This is a genomic window from Castellaniella sp. GW247-6E4, assembly GCF_040276065.1.
GTDB lineage: Bacteria > Pseudomonadota > Gammaproteobacteria > Burkholderiales > Burkholderiaceae_B > Castellaniella.
Genome location: NZ_JBELOI010000005.1, coordinates 39,279 through 52,927 on the forward strand (window position 1 = coordinate 39,279; position 13,649 = coordinate 52,927).

The following is a 13,649-nucleotide window of genomic DNA, read 5'->3' on the forward strand; positions in this document are numbered from 1 at the left end:
AGACTGATGATGAACACTTATCCGACGATGCGCCGCGCCTTGGGCGCGCCATCCCTTGCTGCTGCTCTGATCCTGGGGGCGCTCGCGCCCGTGGCCGGCAGCTCCGCACAGGACATGCCCGAAACCAAGCTGCGCGTCATCGGCGGCTATAGCACGCTGGTGCAGACGCAGCACGTCGAGAAGCCTTTCTGGCTCGAGGAAATCCCGGCCGATTCCGGCAACAAGATCACGGTCGAATATGCGAGTTATGACGTCATGGGTTTGCAGGAGCAGCAGTTGTTGCGGCTCACGGCCTCCGGCGTTGCCGATTTCGCCTCCACCGACATCGTCAAGGTCGCAGGCGACGAGCCCGCATTCGAGGGCTGCGACTTGACAGGGATATCACCCGACCTCGAGACCGCGCACAAGGCGTGCAAGGCCTGGGCGCCGGAAGTCTCCAGGATCATGGAACAGAAATTCAACACCAAGCTGTTGGGCCTCGCGCCCAATCCAGGGCTGATCTTCTGGTGCCGGCCCGAGATCCGCGGCTTGCAGGACATCAAGGGCAAGAAAGTACGCGTCAACAGCCGGACCATGTCCGACATGGTCGTCGCCCTGGGCGGCTCGCCGGTGACGACGCCATTTGGCGAGGTCGTGCCGGCCTTGCAGCGCGGCGTCTTCGATTGCGCGATCACCGGCAGCCTGGCCGGCAACACGGCGGGCTGGGGCGAGGTGACCAAGTTCCTGCTGCCGGTGCCGATCAACTGGTCCATTTACTACCAGTCGGTGAACCTGAAATCGTGGAATAATTTTGATCCGGCGGTGCGGGAATACCTGACCAAGAAGTTCGAGTCGCTGGACGAGCGGCTGTGGGCCATCGGCGCAAAGGCCAACCAGGAAGGCATTGACTGCAACACCGGCAAGGACCCATGCACTCTGGGACGCAAAGAGGCCATGACCCTGGTGCCGCCCACCGATGCCGACAAGGCGCTGATCAAAAAAATCGCCCAGGAGGTCGTATTGCCGCAGTGGGCCAAGCGCTGCGGCAAGGAATGCGCCGGCCGCTGGAACGAGACTGTCGGCAAGGTCGTCGGCATGCAGATCGACCTGTCCAAACTCTAACTTTTCCCAGAGAGGGCGGCGCGCTGCGCCGCGCCCTCTCGCTACACGGATAAAGCCATGTCAGACATTTTTTCCACGCTGGCACGCTACAGCGCGCGCATGGGAGGCCTGGCGGTACTGTTGATGGCGTTCGTCATTGGCATCGACGTGCTCAGCCGCAAGTTGTTCGGCGGTTCCATCCTCTCGGGCGGGTCGGGCGAATTGTCGGGGTACGTGCTAGCCATCGCCACAGCCTGGGGCGCCTCGCTGACACTGCTGTACCGCGGCCATATCCGCATCGATATCCTGCAGTCGATCCTGCCCCGCGCGGCCTGGGTGTTCTTCGATCTGTTCGCGATGCTCGTCTTTGGCGCGGCCTGCGCCGTGCTGGCGTGGGCCGGGGTTTCCACCTTTCTCGAGTCCCTGGTGCGCGATGCGCACTCGATCACCCCGCTCGCCGTGCCCCTGGCGGTTCCCCAGGGACTGTGGGCGGCGGGCCTGGTCTTCTTGTGCCTGACCAGCCTGTACTTGTTCATCGAGGCGCTCCGGCGCCTCGCGCGGGGGGACCGCATGGGCGTCGTGGCGCTGATCGGTACCCGCACCGCCGAGGACGATCTGCGCGAGCAGCAGCAGGTGATCCAGGAAGTGAGCGCCAAGGAGACCGGCCATGCTTAGCGTTTCCGTCGGCATGCTGCTGCTCTTGCTCGCCGTGGGCATCCCCGTGGCGGCGGCGATGATCGTACTCGGCTTGTTGCTGGCGGGCTGGTTCTCGCCCATGCCTCTGTGGATCGCCTTTGGCGAGCTGACGTGGGGAACGTCCAGCAGCTTTACGCTGTTCGCCATCCCCTTGTACATTCTGCTGGGCGAGTTGCTCCTGCGTAGCGGCATCAGCGAAAAAATGTATCACGCCATTGCACAATGGCTGGCGCGCCTGCCCGGCGGGCTGATGCACGCCAACGTGGGCTTTTCCACCGCCTTTGCCGCCATGAGCGGTTCGAGCGTGGCCTGCGCCGCAACGCTGGGCACCATCGCCAACCCCATGATCAAGCGGTATCGCTACAACGAGCCGCTGTTCCTCGGCACCATTGCAGCGGGCGGCTCGCTGGGCATTCTGATCCCGCCGTCCATCCCCCTGATCATTTACGGCGTGCTCACCGAGACCTCGATTCCCAAGTTGTACCTGGCCGCCATGCTGCCCGGCGTGCTGCTTGCCGTGCTGTTCTCGACGATCATCCTGGTGTGCTGCCTAGTCCGGCCAGCCTGGGGTGGCCAGGCCCTCACGGCCGCCTGGCGCCGGCGCTGGGAGGTGTTGCCCGACCTGCTGCCGCCGCTGTCCATCTTCATCCTGGTCATTGGGGCTATTTATGTGGGATGGGCGACGCCGTCCGAGTCGGCCGCGCTGGGGGTGCTGATGGCGCTGGCCCTCGCCGTTGCGCGCCGGCGCTTTACGATCAAGATGCTGCTGGATGCCGCCGAGGCCACCATGACGACCACCGCCATGATCCTCCTGATCGTGATCGGGGCGTTCCTGCTGAATTTCGTGCTGACCGCCATCGGCCTGTCGTCCCTGGTCACGCACCTGTTCAGCGATGCGAGCCTGTCGCCGACCGCCGTCCTGCTGACCGCGGTGGTGTTTTACCTGGTTCTGGGCATGTTCATGGAGCCCTTGTCCATGCTGATCGCCACCGTGCCGCTGATCATCCCGGCAATCAAGGCGGCGGGCATCGATCCGCTGATGTTCGGGGTCTTGATGATGGTGCTGATGGAAACCGCCATGTTGACGCCGCCGGTCGGCATCAACCTGTTTGTCGTCCAGGGCACGCGCGAATCCGGCAAACTCAAGGACGTGGTGTACGGCGCGCTGCCCTTTGTCGTGACCATGCTGGCCATGATCGGCTTGCTGGTGTTTTTTCCGAGCCTGACCTTATGGCTGCCGGGGATCTTGTCGTGATGTCCGGCCGCGTGCCGAAATCCCGTGATCAGTGCCGGACCAGGGTCGCGGCGGCTCCGTTTTCCTCGTAGAGTTCTATCGTGAGACTGGACGCCGTGCCGCCCGCGCCTCGGCGCCTAGCAGCAGCGGGCATGTCTTGCTGCGGTATCGGCCTGTCGTTCTAACGGGGATCCATGGTTTCGGGGTATGGTCGCCGGCGAGGCCGGCAACCTGCGGTGCCACGCGAAATCGAGTGCGGCCGCATCTGGATTCTGATATGGTCTTGACAGTCACAAGCCGTGACATGTCATAGGCGGGCAAACCGTGACAGTGGCGCAATACACGAGGGAGGCGTAATGATTTGGGGATCATTTGAGGGCGGGCGGCATGCTGGCCGCGGATTCGCGTGGTTGGGGGCATTGCTGTGCGCAACCGCACTTGCCTGGAGCCTGCCCGCCGGGGCCGCGTCCAGCGCCGAGCGTGAGCTCGAGCACGAGGCGCGCGCGGCATTGGAGCAACTCTACGAGCAGCAGCCTGAGACCCGATTCCTGACAGAGCAGTCCAAAGCAGTGCTGGTGTTTCCGCGCATCCTCAAGGCGGGCCTGATCGTGGGCGGGGAACGCGGCAAGGGCGTTCTGTTTCGCAATGGCAAGCCCGATGGCCATTATGTCTCCACGAGCCTTTCCTATGGTCTGCAGGCGGGGGCCCAGGCATTTGGGTATGCCTTGTTTTTCATGCGTGAAAGCGCCATACGCGTGCTCGATGATCGCGACGGCTGGGAAATCGGCGTCGGCCCCAGCGTGGTCCTGATCGATCAGGGCGCGGCGCGCAAGCTGTCCACCACCACGGCCGACCATGACATCTATGCCTATGTCTTTGGGCAAAAGGGCCTGATGGCGGGTATAGGCGTGCAAGGCAGCAAGATCACGAAACTCGATTGAACGTCCGGGCCGCGCTTTGGGACGCATGGCCCGGGCTCGCCTGGAGACTCGCACATGACCACGCATCCAGAGCCGGGCCCTGTTCCGTTTCATGGGGCGGAACTGCCGATCGCAGCCCTCGTGCACGCGCATGGGGACGAGGCCGACGCCGTGGTTCGGGATTTTGTTGCTCTCCAGATCCAAAGAGGCCTGGATGTACGAGGCCTCGTGATGCTGCGGGATCCGGCGCGGCGTGGCAAGCAGCAGCGGTGCCTGCAGGACGTCCGTTCCGGCGAGACCTTCGAAATCTTCCAGGACCTGGGCAAAGGGTCCCGTGCCTGCTGCCTGGATATCAGCGCCCTGGTCGCGGCGGGCGCAGTACTGCGCACGGCGGCCCAGGCGCGCCCGGATCTGGTCGTGATCGACCGCTACGGCCGCCAGGAAGCTGAAGGGGGCGGCTTTTCCGCCGAATTCCTTGCGCTGATGACCGAGGGCATCCCGCTACTGACCATCGTTGCGGATGAATTCGTCGATGCTTGGCGCGGCTTCACCGGCGCGCTGGGCGCCGAGCTGCCGGTGGACGCCGATCGTTTGCGCGAGTGGGGTGCTGCGACCTGTATGTCGTCGAGAGCGTGAGGCATGGCTGCGGCCGCACTTTGCCCGGTTCGGGGCTGCTAGGGCAGCAGTGTGACGCGGTCCACCTCGAACTCGGTCTTGCGTAGGCCTTTGTCGAGTTCGCCCACCAGTTCCACACGGTGCTCTGCGTTGATGGTCTGGCCGGTCGGGAAGTCCTCGGCGTCGATCTCGACGGTCATGCGGCCCGTTGCATCCTCGAAGATATAGCGTTCATTCCCTTCGAACGAAATGATGCGGCCCTGCAGTCGGGCAATCTGATCGTCACGGCCCGTCTCGAGCAGTTGTTTGACCGTCATCAACGGTGCGTCGGCGGGCCCGGAGTACGCGCCCTGGGCAGCCTTGCCGGTGTTGCTGGGACCGGTGTAGCCCGCTGGCTGGGCGATCGCCACGGCGACGGTACCCAGGGTCAGGACCGCAGCGGCGGCCGAGGCGAATATGATGTGACGCATGGTTTAATTCCTATGGCCAGGTGTGGGTGGGCCCGCGGCTTGCGGCAACCCCCATCAAGAGGTCGCGCTCGAAAAGTCGGTGCGCGTCCAAGGAGTCTACGGCAAAAGTATATGGATGTCGTGTGCATCTGGCCGTCGGTGCGGGCGCAAGGGCTCCAGGATATCCCGGAAGCAAGCCCCCGGTTGTGGTGAAATATGTGACTGTGTCCGGAGCATGTGACGGTTGTTCAAGAATAAAGGATATATATAATTTATTCTGATCGCGATGGAGCAGGGTCGAAGGGTTGGGCTGGGCAACGCAAGGGCATGCAATGACTCCTGTATGGCGCAAGAGCTTCTGGCTGATGCTGGGGGCGTCACTGATTCTTTTTCTATCCCTGGGCACGCGCCACGGCTTTGGCTTGTTCCTGGCTCCCATGAGCACCGAGTTTGGTTGGGGGCGCGAGGTGTTTGCCTTTGCCATGGCCTTGCAGAACCTGGCCTGGGGCATCGCGCAACCCTTCGCGGGCGCGCTGGCGGATCGTTTCGGCGCGCGAAGCACCGTCCTTGCGGGCGGGGTTCTGTACGCCGCCGGCCTGGTGTTGATGGGCTACGCGGACTCCCCGTTGTCCTTGTCCATCAGCGCCGGCTTGCTGATCGGAATCGGCTTGTCGGGCACCTCGTTTTCGGTGATTCTCGGCGTGGTCGGGCGTGCCGTGCCGGCCGAGAAGAGAAGCGTCGCCATGGGGATTGCCGCGGCCGCCGGTTCGTTTGGTCAGTTTGCCATGCTGCCGGGTACGCTGGGGCTGATCGAATGGCTGGGATGGGCCGCCGCGCTGGTCGTGCTCGGCCTGCTGGCGGCCTTGGTGGTGCCGCTGGCTGCGATGATCAAGGATCGGCCTTCCGTTGCGCACGGACCCGAGCAGACCCTTGGAGAGGCGCTGCGGGAGGCATGCAGCCATTCCGGCTTTTGGTTGCTGGCCTTCGGTTTCTTCGTGTGCGGCTTCCAGGTGGTGTTCATCGGGGTGCATTTGCCGTCTTATCTGGAGGATAAACACCTGCCGGTCATCGTCGGCACCACGGTGCTGGCGCTGGTGGGACTCTTTAACGTGTTCGGCACCTATATCGCCGGCTGGCTCGGGCAGCGTCATTCCAAACCTCGCCTGCTGAGCGCCCTGTACCTTGCGCGCGCCGTCGTCATTGCGCTGTTCATTGCGCTCCCTTTGACAGTCTGGACCGCCTACGCGTTTGGCATCGCCATGGGGCTGCTCTGGCTGTCCACCGTGCCGCTGACCAATGGCGCGATCGCCACGATGTTCGGCGTGCGTAATTTGTCGATGCTGGGCGGCATCGTATTCCTGTTCCACCAAGTGGGCTCGTTTTTGGGTGGATGGCTGGGAGGTTATCTGTTCGACCGCACTGGAAGCTATGACTTGGTCTGGCATATCTCGATTGCCTTGAGTATCGTCGCCGCCGTCCTGAACTGGCCGATACGAGAGCAGCCGGCGATCCGGCTGCAGGGCGTGCAAGCATGAGACGCAACATTGGAATCGTCTTGGCCGTTTGCGCGGCCACTGTGGTGGCGCTGGTAATCCTCTATGGCTGGCGGCAGGCCGCGTTTGATCTATGGCAGGTTGGGATGAGCCTTTGTAGCTGATCCGACCTCACTCCGCCTGGAGCAAGTGCTCGCGGGCGGCGGCCAGCAGTTCGTCGGAAATGGGGCTGCCTTCGGTCGCCCTCGCCAGCACCATGGCGCTGACCATGGTGGCGGCCTGCGCCAGGGCATTGGCCCGACGCGCGTCTTCATCCCCGGCCGCCGGCGGGCGAGCGTGGGCCTGGTTCGCGGTCCGGCGGCGCCCGCCTCGGATCATGTCATATCGACTCCCTTCAAAAACTGGACCTGCTATAACGTATGGCGGGTCAATACTTCAAGGAGGCAAGCATGTCGGTGATGGCGACAAATAAACAGCCGGTGGCGCCCCGTTATCTGGAGGACCTCAAAGTCGGCGATCTGACCGAAACCGGCGAGTTCACCCTGACGCGGGAGCTCATTCGATCATTTGCCGAGCAGTATGATCCGCAGCCCATGCATCTCGATGAGGAGGCCGCGCGCGACTCGGTGTTCGGCGAATTGGTCGGCAGCGGATGGCAGACGCTGGCGGTGACCATGCGGCTGGTGGTGGATGCGCACCTGCTGGGTGGTACGCCCTTGGTGGGGGCCTCATTCGGGGACGTGCGGTTTCATGCGCCTGTGCGGCCTGGGGACACGTTGCGGGCCAGCGTGGAAGTGACCGCAGTGCGCCCGTCGAAAAGTCGCCCCGAGCGCGGTTTCGTGGATATGAGGGTGACGACCAGGAACGCCGACGGCGTGACGCTGGTCACGCAGACCTGGAGCCTCGTCGTACCGACGCGGACTTGAGTCCGCAGGGCCAAGGGCCCATCGCGAGCCGCTTGCGGCGAGGTGGCGGGCGCCAGGGGAGCGCAGGACCGCGGACGCCTGCCGGCCACTCAGCAATCGGACGGCATGGTCTTCAGTCTTCCGGGGGATCCTTCCGGGATCGAGGCATGCCGCAGCCATTCCAGGGCGTAGGGCCACAGGGTGTCGCGGAAGCGCTCGTGAAAGAATGCGAAATGGCCGACCATGCCTAGGCCGAGGTCCTGCGGGTCGATTCGCAGATGGCGGCGTGGGCTGGCGCTGTAATACCGCAGCAGGCGATCCAGCGCCGCCTCGGTGCCATAGGGGTCGTCCTCGATGCCCAGTGCGAGTATCGGGGCGCTGATCGTCTCGAAGTTGCGGACCAGTTCGGCGGCCTGTGGCAAGCCTTCCGCTGTCAGGGCGCCCCGCCGGACACAGTCCTCGAAACGAGGGGTCATGCGCGCCCAGTCCAGCGCGACGCCCTTGGGCGTGTCTTCCATCCAGCCCAGCCGCTTGGCGGGGACATGACCCAGCAGCACCGCCAGGAAGGGCATCAGGACGTGCCATTTCAGGAACATGCCGCGGCGTTTTTCCAGCCGGTAGTCCCGCCAGTACCCAAACTGGGCGCCCATGGTGAAAATCCGGCGCACGCGACGAGCTGTCGGTGCCAGGCCAATGACGAAGCCGCCGACGGAGTGCCCAATCACATCGACGGCCTGGCCCGGGAAGCTGTGGGCCGCATATTGCAGGACCCCCTCGAAGTCGTGTTCGCCCCAATCGATCCAGTCGGCCTGGAAGTGGCGCAGAGATCCCCGGCGCGACTCGCCGATGCCGCGATAGTCGTAGATCACGACATCCCAACCGTGTGCGTGCAGGTACTCCGCGAATCGTAAATAGTACCGGCAGCGTACGGCGGTTGCGGGGTTGATGATGGCGAGCGGGCGGGGAGAGCCTCCGGTTTGGGGGTGGCGCCACTGGTAGCCGCCCAACGGATATCCGTCGGCGGCGGGGATGTTGATGGTTTCAGTCATGTCGCGCTTCGGCGGTGGGGGGGCGTATCGTTTGGATGGGTTTGAAGAAATCGCATGTCCGTGGGGTTGTGGCGCCTCTACCAGTCGACCAGGCGGCCGCCCAGTGTGGCGCACACGTCAAGCGCGATCGCTCGCAGGTTTGTTTCAGCCAGATTGCCGGACAAAGCGTAACCCATGCCCCGGTCGGCCCAGTAGAAGGTGCGTCGTGCCCCATCGCGCAACAGCCGGACTGCGGTTTGTTTTTTCGGGAATTTGGCGATATACAACGCCAGCCGCTCGCCCGCTTGATTTTGGTACATGAACTGCGCGGCCGGCCCGGACTCGTCGGGCAGCAGGCGGCCGCCCATCAGGGCGTAGCCATATTCCTGCAAGGACGGAACCGATAGTGGATGATTCAGCCGCTTGGAGAGCCACCCCGCCAGGTGCGCCTGCTGTGCCGCCTCCACCTCCACAGGGTGCCGCTGTTCCGGCGCATACACCGCGTAGGCCATATCTGCGTGGTGCGCGAACGCTGGCGTCACGATGCCGAAACGGGACGGCGCCCACGCCAATGCCAGTCCCAGCATCAGCCCGGCTGCTGCCATTCCGGCCCACTGCCACCAAGGTGCGCGGCGCCGCACGAACAGCGCCGGCATGTCATGCGGCAGTGGGAACAGGGCTTTCAGGGCGGCATTCTGCGCGCGATAGTGGGCGATAGACACGGCGGCTGCCGGATCGCCGGCCAACCGAGAGCTGATCGCCGCGCGCTCGGTCTCGGAGAGCTCGTCATCGACCAGCGCCGACAGCAAGCGCAAATCCTCCCCGAATGCCGGGGGCGATCTAGTGGAATGAAGAGATTCCCTCATGACACGTGTTGCACCACTTTCAGGGCCGCCTGCTTGGCCGAATCCTCTGACAACAAGGCTCGCAGGTGCTTGCGGCCACGTGCCACGCGCGACATCACTGTGCCAATCGGAACCCCCAGCACGGTTGCGGCCTCTTGGTAGCTCAGTTCCTCCAGGCCGATCAGCAGCAGCACCTCGCGCTGCTCGACCGGCAAGCGGTACAGCGCCCGCTGCACGTCGCGCAGCGCCAGTCCGTCTGTTTCCGTGGCCGGCATCGCCGCGCTTTGCCAAGGGGCGGTTGCGTCGTCCACGGTGAATTCGTGCCGGGCGCGTAATTGGTCAATGAATAAGTTTCTTAGGATAGTGAGCAGCCAGGCGCGCAGATTACTGCCAGGTCGCCACAGGCGCGTCCGGTTCAGCGCGCGCTCCAACGTATCCTGCACCAAGTCATCGGCCCACGCCGGATCCCCGGTAAGGGCGCGCGCATAGCGCCGTAAATTTGGTAGCCAGACGAGAAGGTCAGCCTCGAAGCTCACGCAGGGGTCTCGGATCGGCAAGGCGGTTCACGCCAGGCCTTGATGTTCCAAAGGCCTGGCGCCCGCTTGTCACGGCTTGGCCACGTGCCAAACGGCGTTGATCCCATCGCCCATGGTGTCGCCCGGCTTCTTGTCCAGGTGCCAGCGGTACAGCGGGTGACCTTTGTAGGCCCACTGAAGGACGCCGTCGCCGCGCTTGATGATGGTCCAGTGGCTGTTCTCCTTGTCGTATGAGTCGGCCACCGCGGGCGGCCAGTTGGTGGCGCAACCGCCAGCGCACTTGCTTTCGCCAGCCGTCGTGTCTTTGTCGAAAACATACAGTGTCATATTATGCTCATCAACAATCCTGTCGTTCGAGATCAGTGGAGGTTCGGCTAGCGCAGGCGGTGACATGGCGACGCCGAGCGCCAATAACATCAGGGTACGAAACATGAGGTGCTCCTCGGTTTGGGTCCAAATCCACTGCTGCGGCAGGTCCGTTGCGGTAGTGGGATGCACAGAAGGGTGTTCATGGCCGATGGCGCCGAACCCTCCATCATGAATAAACGGTTGGCGTGGTCGATTTATTCCTTTTAGTTGGCCGTCATGCGGAATGAGCGTCAACCCGCACCGCACGCGGACGCGAGATCCTTCTTTGGCTTGAGGAGTTGAAGACGGGCCTTGAGACTGGCGGATGCTTCAAATGTCTACAAAGATGCTGAGCTGCCTGCAGGCCAGCAGGAAAGTGCTTGTTCGGCCACGGCTTCCAGCATCCCGCGGCTGAAGCCGGCTTTCGCCTGCACCGCCATGCCGTGAAGGACAGCGAGCAAGAATGCTGCCAGCGCATCGGCTTTGGCATTACTTGGCAAGTCGCCCTGGGCTTTGGCTTGCTCAAAGCGTTCGCGAAGCTGCGCTAGCCCGACCTCGCGAATTTCTATCAGAGCTTGTCGCACGGGCTCCGCATCGTCCGATCCTGCAATGGCGCCGTTGATGATGAAACATCCCGTATGGTCGGGGTTACGGGTGTTGAGTTCAACTGAGCGGTAGAGTAGGTGCGCAGCAACCTCACGTGCCGTCGGTAGTTTCAGCGCCTCTGGGATGAAGTCCTGGTAATGCTCGTAATAGCGCCGCAGTGCTTTGCGAAAGAGTGCCTCCTTATTACCGAACGCGGAATAGAGCGCGGGCCGTTCCACGCCGGTGGCCTGGGTGAGGTCCGTGTAGGAGGTGCCTTCGTACCCCTTGCGCCAAAAGATGCATAGGGCGGTGTCCAGCGTTTCATCTACATCGAATTGGCGATGGCGTCCCATGTTGTTCATCCCTGTTCTTCAAAGATAGCGATCGTGACCGAAGTGCTTGACGCCATATCATAACGAACGTTATCGTAACGATCGTTATTCTATTTTAACCCTGGACTTATCAGTCCATTCCACCCAGAGGGATCATCATGCACAAAGAACTCGCCGGCAAGGCCGTACTGATCACTGGCGGCTCGCGGGGCCTGGGCGCTGCGATGGCGCATGCGTTTGCAGACCGCGGCGCAAATGTGGCCTTAAGCTATGTGGCTGCGACCGAAAAAGCGAATGCCGTCGTGGGACAGCTGGAGGACAAGGGCGTTCGTGCAATAGCTATACAGAGCGACCAAGCCGATTTGAGCGCTGCCAAGCCGCTTATCGACAGAGTGGTCTCGACGTTTGGTAAGCTCGACGTTATCGTGAACAACGCAGGCATTGCGGTCCAGGGCCATTTAGTCGACGACCCCGCCCTCGACGAAGAAAGTTACAACCGGCAGTGGCAAGTCAACGTCATGGGTACGATCGCCAACACCCGTGCGGCGGCGGGCAGATTGGCCAACGGCGGACGCATCATTTTCATTGGCTCCCGGCTCGGCACTCATGTGCCCTTCCCAGGAGTGGCGGACTACGCTGGGAGCAAGGCGGCGCTGGTCGGATACGCCAGGGGTATTGCACGCGATCTCGGACCACGCAACATCACGGTGAACGTCGTCCAGCCCAGCGTCATGCCCACGGACATGGCTGCCGCGGTCGCCGGTGATTCGTTGCAGCGGGACGCCCTGCTGAATCTGCATCCGATCCGGCGCTTTGCCACCCTGGAAGAGGTTGCTGAAACGGTCTGCTTCCTCGCCGGCCCATCCGCCAGCTATATCACTGGCGAGGTGCTCAGTGTGTCAGGCGGCGTCGCCATCTGATCTGACGGGTGCCCATCCCATTGTTAATGGGGTAGAGCCTAGAGCCCTGAACCCGCTAGCGCGGTTGACACTTGGTTGACAGCAGCAGGGCATAGGACAAGAAAGGCCTGTCAGACACCTGACAATCCTTTGATTCTACTGATGATTCTCTGGTGGCCCGGGGCGGAATCGAACCACCGACACAAGGATTTTCAATCCTCTGCTCTACCGACTGAGCTACCGGGCCAAGACGCAAAATCATACACGAAAAAACGACGTGCTGCAGGGAGATCCCCTCTGGATGGCTCCTGGAAGTCGCCAGGCGTTTATAATGCGGGTTGTCTTTCTTGTGTAGATGTTTCTAGGCATGTCGGTCGACGTCCTCACCTTCGGGTTGAACCACGTTTCCGCGCCGGTCTCGGTGCGGGAGCGCGTGTCGTTTCCGCTCGACGTGCTAAAGCCCGCCCTGGCGGGGCTGCGCTCGGCCTTTGGCAGCGCGGTGCGCGAGGCGGCTATTTTGTCGACCTGTAATCGCACCGAGGTCTATTGCGCCGCCGACCCCGGGGTCGGCGCGCGTCTGCCCGCCTGGTTGGCGGAATTCAACCGTCTCGAGGCGGGCATCCTGATCCCGCACGTCTATCAGTACCAGCGCAACGATGCGGTGCGCCACGCCTTCCGGGTCGCGAGCGGCCTGGATTCGATGGTGCTGGGCGAGCCCCAGATCCTCGGCCAGATGAAATCCGCCGTGCGCGCCGCCGAGGAGGCCGGCACGCTGGGCACCTTGCTGCATCAACTGTTCCAGCGGACTTTCTCAGTCGCCAAAGAGGTCCGCTCGCAGACCGCCATCGGCGCCCATTCCGTGTCCATGGCCGCGGCTGCCGTGCGCCTGGCCGAACGCGTTCTGGGCGACCTGTCGCAGGCCAGCGTGCTGTTCATCGGCGCGGGCGAAATGATCGAGCTCTGTGCGACGCACTTCGGCGCGGCGCGGCCGCGCCGGATGGCCGTGGCCAATCGCACGGTCGAGCGCGCCGAAATCCTTGCGGGCCGCTTCGACGCCCGTACGCTGAAACTATCAGAGCTGCCCAAGCACTTGGCCGAGTACGACGTGATCGCCTCCTGTACGGCGAGCTCCCTGCCCATCCTCGGGTTGGGGATGGTGGAACGGGCTGCGCGTGCGCGGCGTCATCGCCCCATGGTGATGGTTGACCTGGCGGTGCCGCGTGACATCGAGGCCGAGGCCGGGCGCCTGGCCGACGTCTATCTATATACCGTGGACGACCTGGGCCGCATGGTCCAGAGCGGTGCCGATGCGCGCCGCGCGGCGGTGGTGCAGGCCGAGGCCATCATCGAGACGCGTGTCCAGAACTTCATGCACTGGATGAGCCAGCGCGAGATCGTTCCGGCGATCATCGATTTCCAGCGCAGCGCCGATGCGTTGCGCCTGGCAGAGCTGGATCGCGCGCGGCGTTTGCTCGCGCGCGGCGAGGATCCGCAGGCGGTGTTGGATCAACTCGCCCATGGCCTGACCCAGAAGTTCATGCATGGGCCGCTGACGGCTCTCAATCGCAGCGAGGGTGCCGAGCGCCAGCAATTGCTGGCGCTGCTGCCGCGGCTGACACCCGAGTCCGGCACCCGTCGCCGGTAGCGACGCTCTGCGCGTCCTCGTCGGGGAGGGCTTGCCTTG

General features: G+C 63.4%; 16 protein-coding genes and 1 tRNA gene. 9 read left to right on the plus strand and 8 right to left on the minus strand.

What is annotated here, in order from left to right; translation table 11 throughout:
• Positions 1–6 precede the first annotated feature (6 nt).
• The 5 genes from ABS761_RS07635 to ABS761_RS07655 all read left to right on the plus strand — a co-directional run bounded on the left by ABS761_RS07635 (position 7) and on the right by ABS761_RS07655 (position 4,566).
• A complete protein-coding gene (locus tag ABS761_RS07635; RefSeq protein WP_350407523.1) occupies positions 7–1,101 on the plus strand; it encodes a TRAP transporter substrate-binding protein in 1,095 nt (364 codons plus the stop codon).
• A gap of 57 nt (positions 1,102–1,158) precedes the next feature.
• Complete coding sequence (locus ABS761_RS07640; RefSeq protein WP_350407524.1) at positions 1,159–1,755, plus strand: TRAP transporter small permease subunit; 597 nt, start codon at positions 1,159–1,161, stop codon at positions 1,753–1,755.
• On the plus strand, positions 1,748–3,031 hold the full coding sequence (locus tag ABS761_RS07645) for a TRAP transporter large permease (RefSeq protein WP_350407525.1): 1,284 nt from the start codon (positions 1,748–1,750) through the stop codon (positions 3,029–3,031). Before ABS761_RS07640 ends, ABS761_RS07645 begins: the two co-directional genes overlap by 8 nt.
• A 389-nt stretch (positions 3,032–3,420) precedes the next feature.
• On the plus strand, positions 3,421–3,951 hold the full coding sequence (locus ABS761_RS07650) for a lipid-binding SYLF domain-containing protein (RefSeq protein ID WP_350407527.1): 531 nt from the start codon (positions 3,421–3,423) through the stop codon (positions 3,949–3,951).
• A 54-nt stretch (positions 3,952–4,005) separates the two neighbouring features.
• Complete coding sequence (locus tag ABS761_RS07655) at positions 4,006–4,566, plus strand: DUF2478 domain-containing protein (RefSeq protein ID WP_350407528.1); 561 nt, start codon at positions 4,006–4,008, stop codon at positions 4,564–4,566.
• A gap of 38 nt (positions 4,567–4,604) precedes the next feature.
• On the opposite strand, the gene ABS761_RS07660 is transcribed toward ABS761_RS07655, so the two are convergent.
• Positions 4,605–5,015 (minus strand): YgiW/YdeI family stress tolerance OB fold protein, encoded by a 411-nt coding sequence (locus tag ABS761_RS07660; RefSeq protein WP_350407529.1) that lies wholly within the window; start codon positions 5,013–5,015, stop codon positions 4,605–4,607.
• A gap of 311 nt (positions 5,016–5,326) precedes the next feature.
• Between ABS761_RS07660 and ABS761_RS07665 the strand changes: the two genes are divergently transcribed.
• Entirely contained in the window at positions 5,327–6,529 is a 1,203-nt protein-coding gene (locus tag ABS761_RS07665; RefSeq protein ID WP_350407530.1) for an MFS transporter, read from the plus strand.
• Positions 6,530–6,658: 129 nt separating this feature from the next.
• Here ABS761_RS07665 and ABS761_RS07670 read toward each other — a convergent pair whose 3' ends face one another.
• Positions 6,659–6,865 (minus strand): hypothetical protein, encoded by a 207-nt coding sequence (locus ABS761_RS07670; RefSeq protein ID WP_350407531.1) that lies wholly within the window; start codon positions 6,863–6,865, stop codon positions 6,659–6,661.
• Positions 6,866–6,936: 71 nt separating this feature from the next.
• On the opposite strand from ABS761_RS07670, the gene ABS761_RS07675 reads away from it, so the two are divergent.
• Positions 6,937–7,413, plus strand: a complete 477-nt coding sequence (locus ABS761_RS07675; RefSeq protein WP_350407532.1) for a MaoC family dehydratase — start codon at positions 6,937–6,939, stop codon at positions 7,411–7,413.
• An 89-nt stretch (positions 7,414–7,502) separates the two neighbouring features.
• On the opposite strand, the gene ABS761_RS07680 is transcribed toward ABS761_RS07675, so the two are convergent.
• The 5 genes from ABS761_RS07680 to ABS761_RS07700 form a co-directional block, all read right to left on the minus strand.
• Positions 7,503–8,441, minus strand: a complete 939-nt coding sequence (locus tag ABS761_RS07680; RefSeq protein ID WP_350407534.1) for an alpha/beta hydrolase family protein — start codon at positions 8,439–8,441, stop codon at positions 7,503–7,505.
• 77 nt (positions 8,442–8,518) lie between these two features.
• Positions 8,519–9,286: an anti-sigma factor family protein gene (locus ABS761_RS07685; RefSeq protein ID WP_350407535.1), complete on the minus strand. Its 768-nt coding sequence runs from the start codon at positions 9,284–9,286 to the stop codon at positions 8,519–8,521.
• Positions 9,283–9,801 (minus strand): sigma-70 family RNA polymerase sigma factor, encoded by a 519-nt coding sequence (locus ABS761_RS07690; protein ID WP_350407536.1) that lies wholly within the window; start codon positions 9,799–9,801, stop codon positions 9,283–9,285. The genes ABS761_RS07685 and ABS761_RS07690 overlap by 4 nt, the downstream gene beginning before the upstream one ends.
• 69 nt (positions 9,802–9,870) lie before the next feature.
• Positions 9,871–10,233, minus strand: coding sequence for a COG4315 family predicted lipoprotein (locus ABS761_RS07695; protein WP_350407537.1), 363 nt, complete (start codon positions 10,231–10,233; stop codon positions 9,871–9,873).
• Between the two features lie 254 nt (positions 10,234–10,487).
• The gene (locus ABS761_RS07700) at positions 10,488–11,096 is read right to left on the minus strand and encodes a TetR/AcrR family transcriptional regulator (RefSeq protein ID WP_350407538.1); all 609 of its coding nucleotides are present in this window, start codon (positions 11,094–11,096) and stop codon (positions 10,488–10,490) included.
• Positions 11,097–11,224: 128 nt separating this feature from the next.
• On the opposite strand from ABS761_RS07700, the gene ABS761_RS07705 reads away from it, so the two are divergent.
• Positions 11,225–11,986: an SDR family NAD(P)-dependent oxidoreductase gene (locus ABS761_RS07705; RefSeq protein WP_350407540.1), complete on the plus strand. Its 762-nt coding sequence runs from the start codon at positions 11,225–11,227 to the stop codon at positions 11,984–11,986.
• Between the two features lie 150 nt (positions 11,987–12,136).
• On the opposite strand, the gene ABS761_RS07710 is transcribed toward ABS761_RS07705, so the two are convergent.
• Positions 12,137–12,212: transfer RNA gene (locus ABS761_RS07710), tRNA-Phe, on the minus strand.
• A gap of 120 nt (positions 12,213–12,332) precedes the next feature.
• Here ABS761_RS07710 and hemA point away from each other — a divergent pair.
• Positions 12,333–13,610 (plus strand): glutamyl-tRNA reductase, encoded by a 1,278-nt coding sequence (hemA, locus tag ABS761_RS07715; RefSeq protein ID WP_350407541.1) that lies wholly within the window; start codon positions 12,333–12,335, stop codon positions 13,608–13,610.
• Positions 13,611–13,649 lie beyond the last annotated feature (39 nt).

Bases quoted from the DNA above. Each gene is read 5' to 3' on its own strand.
- ABS761_RS07665 (WP_350407530.1), top strand. From the start codon at position 5,327: ATGACTCCTGTATGGCGCAAGAGCTTCTGGCTGATGCTGGGGGCGTCA.
- ABS761_RS07695 (WP_350407537.1), bottom strand. From the start codon at position 10,233: ATGTTTCGTACCCTGATGTTATTGGCGCTCGGCGTCGCCATGTCACCG.
- ABS761_RS07655 (WP_350407528.1), top strand. From the start codon at position 4,006: ATGACCACGCATCCAGAGCCGGGCCCTGTTCCGTTTCATGGGGCGGAA.
- ABS761_RS07670 (WP_350407531.1), bottom strand. From the start codon at position 6,865: ATGATCCGAGGCGGGCGCCGCCGGACCGCGAACCAGGCCCACGCTCGC.
- ABS761_RS07645 (WP_350407525.1), top strand. From the start codon at position 1,748: ATGCTTAGCGTTTCCGTCGGCATGCTGCTGCTCTTGCTCGCCGTGGGC.
- ABS761_RS07640 (WP_350407524.1), top strand. From the start codon at position 1,159: ATGTCAGACATTTTTTCCACGCTGGCACGCTACAGCGCGCGCATGGGA.
- ABS761_RS07685 (WP_350407535.1), bottom strand. From the start codon at position 9,286: ATGAGGGAATCTCTTCATTCCACTAGATCGCCCCCGGCATTCGGGGAG.
- ABS761_RS07660 (WP_350407529.1), bottom strand. From the start codon at position 5,015: ATGCGTCACATCATATTCGCCTCGGCCGCCGCTGCGGTCCTGACCCTG.
- ABS761_RS07675 (WP_350407532.1), top strand. From the start codon at position 6,937: ATGTCGGTGATGGCGACAAATAAACAGCCGGTGGCGCCCCGTTATCTG.
- ABS761_RS07635 (WP_350407523.1), top strand. From the start codon at position 7: ATGATGAACACTTATCCGACGATGCGCCGCGCCTTGGGCGCGCCATCC.
- hemA (WP_350407541.1), top strand. From the start codon at position 12,333: ATGTCGGTCGACGTCCTCACCTTCGGGTTGAACCACGTTTCCGCGCCG.
- ABS761_RS07705 (WP_350407540.1), top strand. From the start codon at position 11,225: ATGCACAAAGAACTCGCCGGCAAGGCCGTACTGATCACTGGCGGCTCG.
- ABS761_RS07680 (WP_350407534.1), bottom strand. From the start codon at position 8,441: ATGACTGAAACCATCAACATCCCCGCCGCCGACGGATATCCGTTGGGC.
- ABS761_RS07700 (WP_350407538.1), bottom strand. From the start codon at position 11,096: ATGAACAACATGGGACGCCATCGCCAATTCGATGTAGATGAAACGCTG.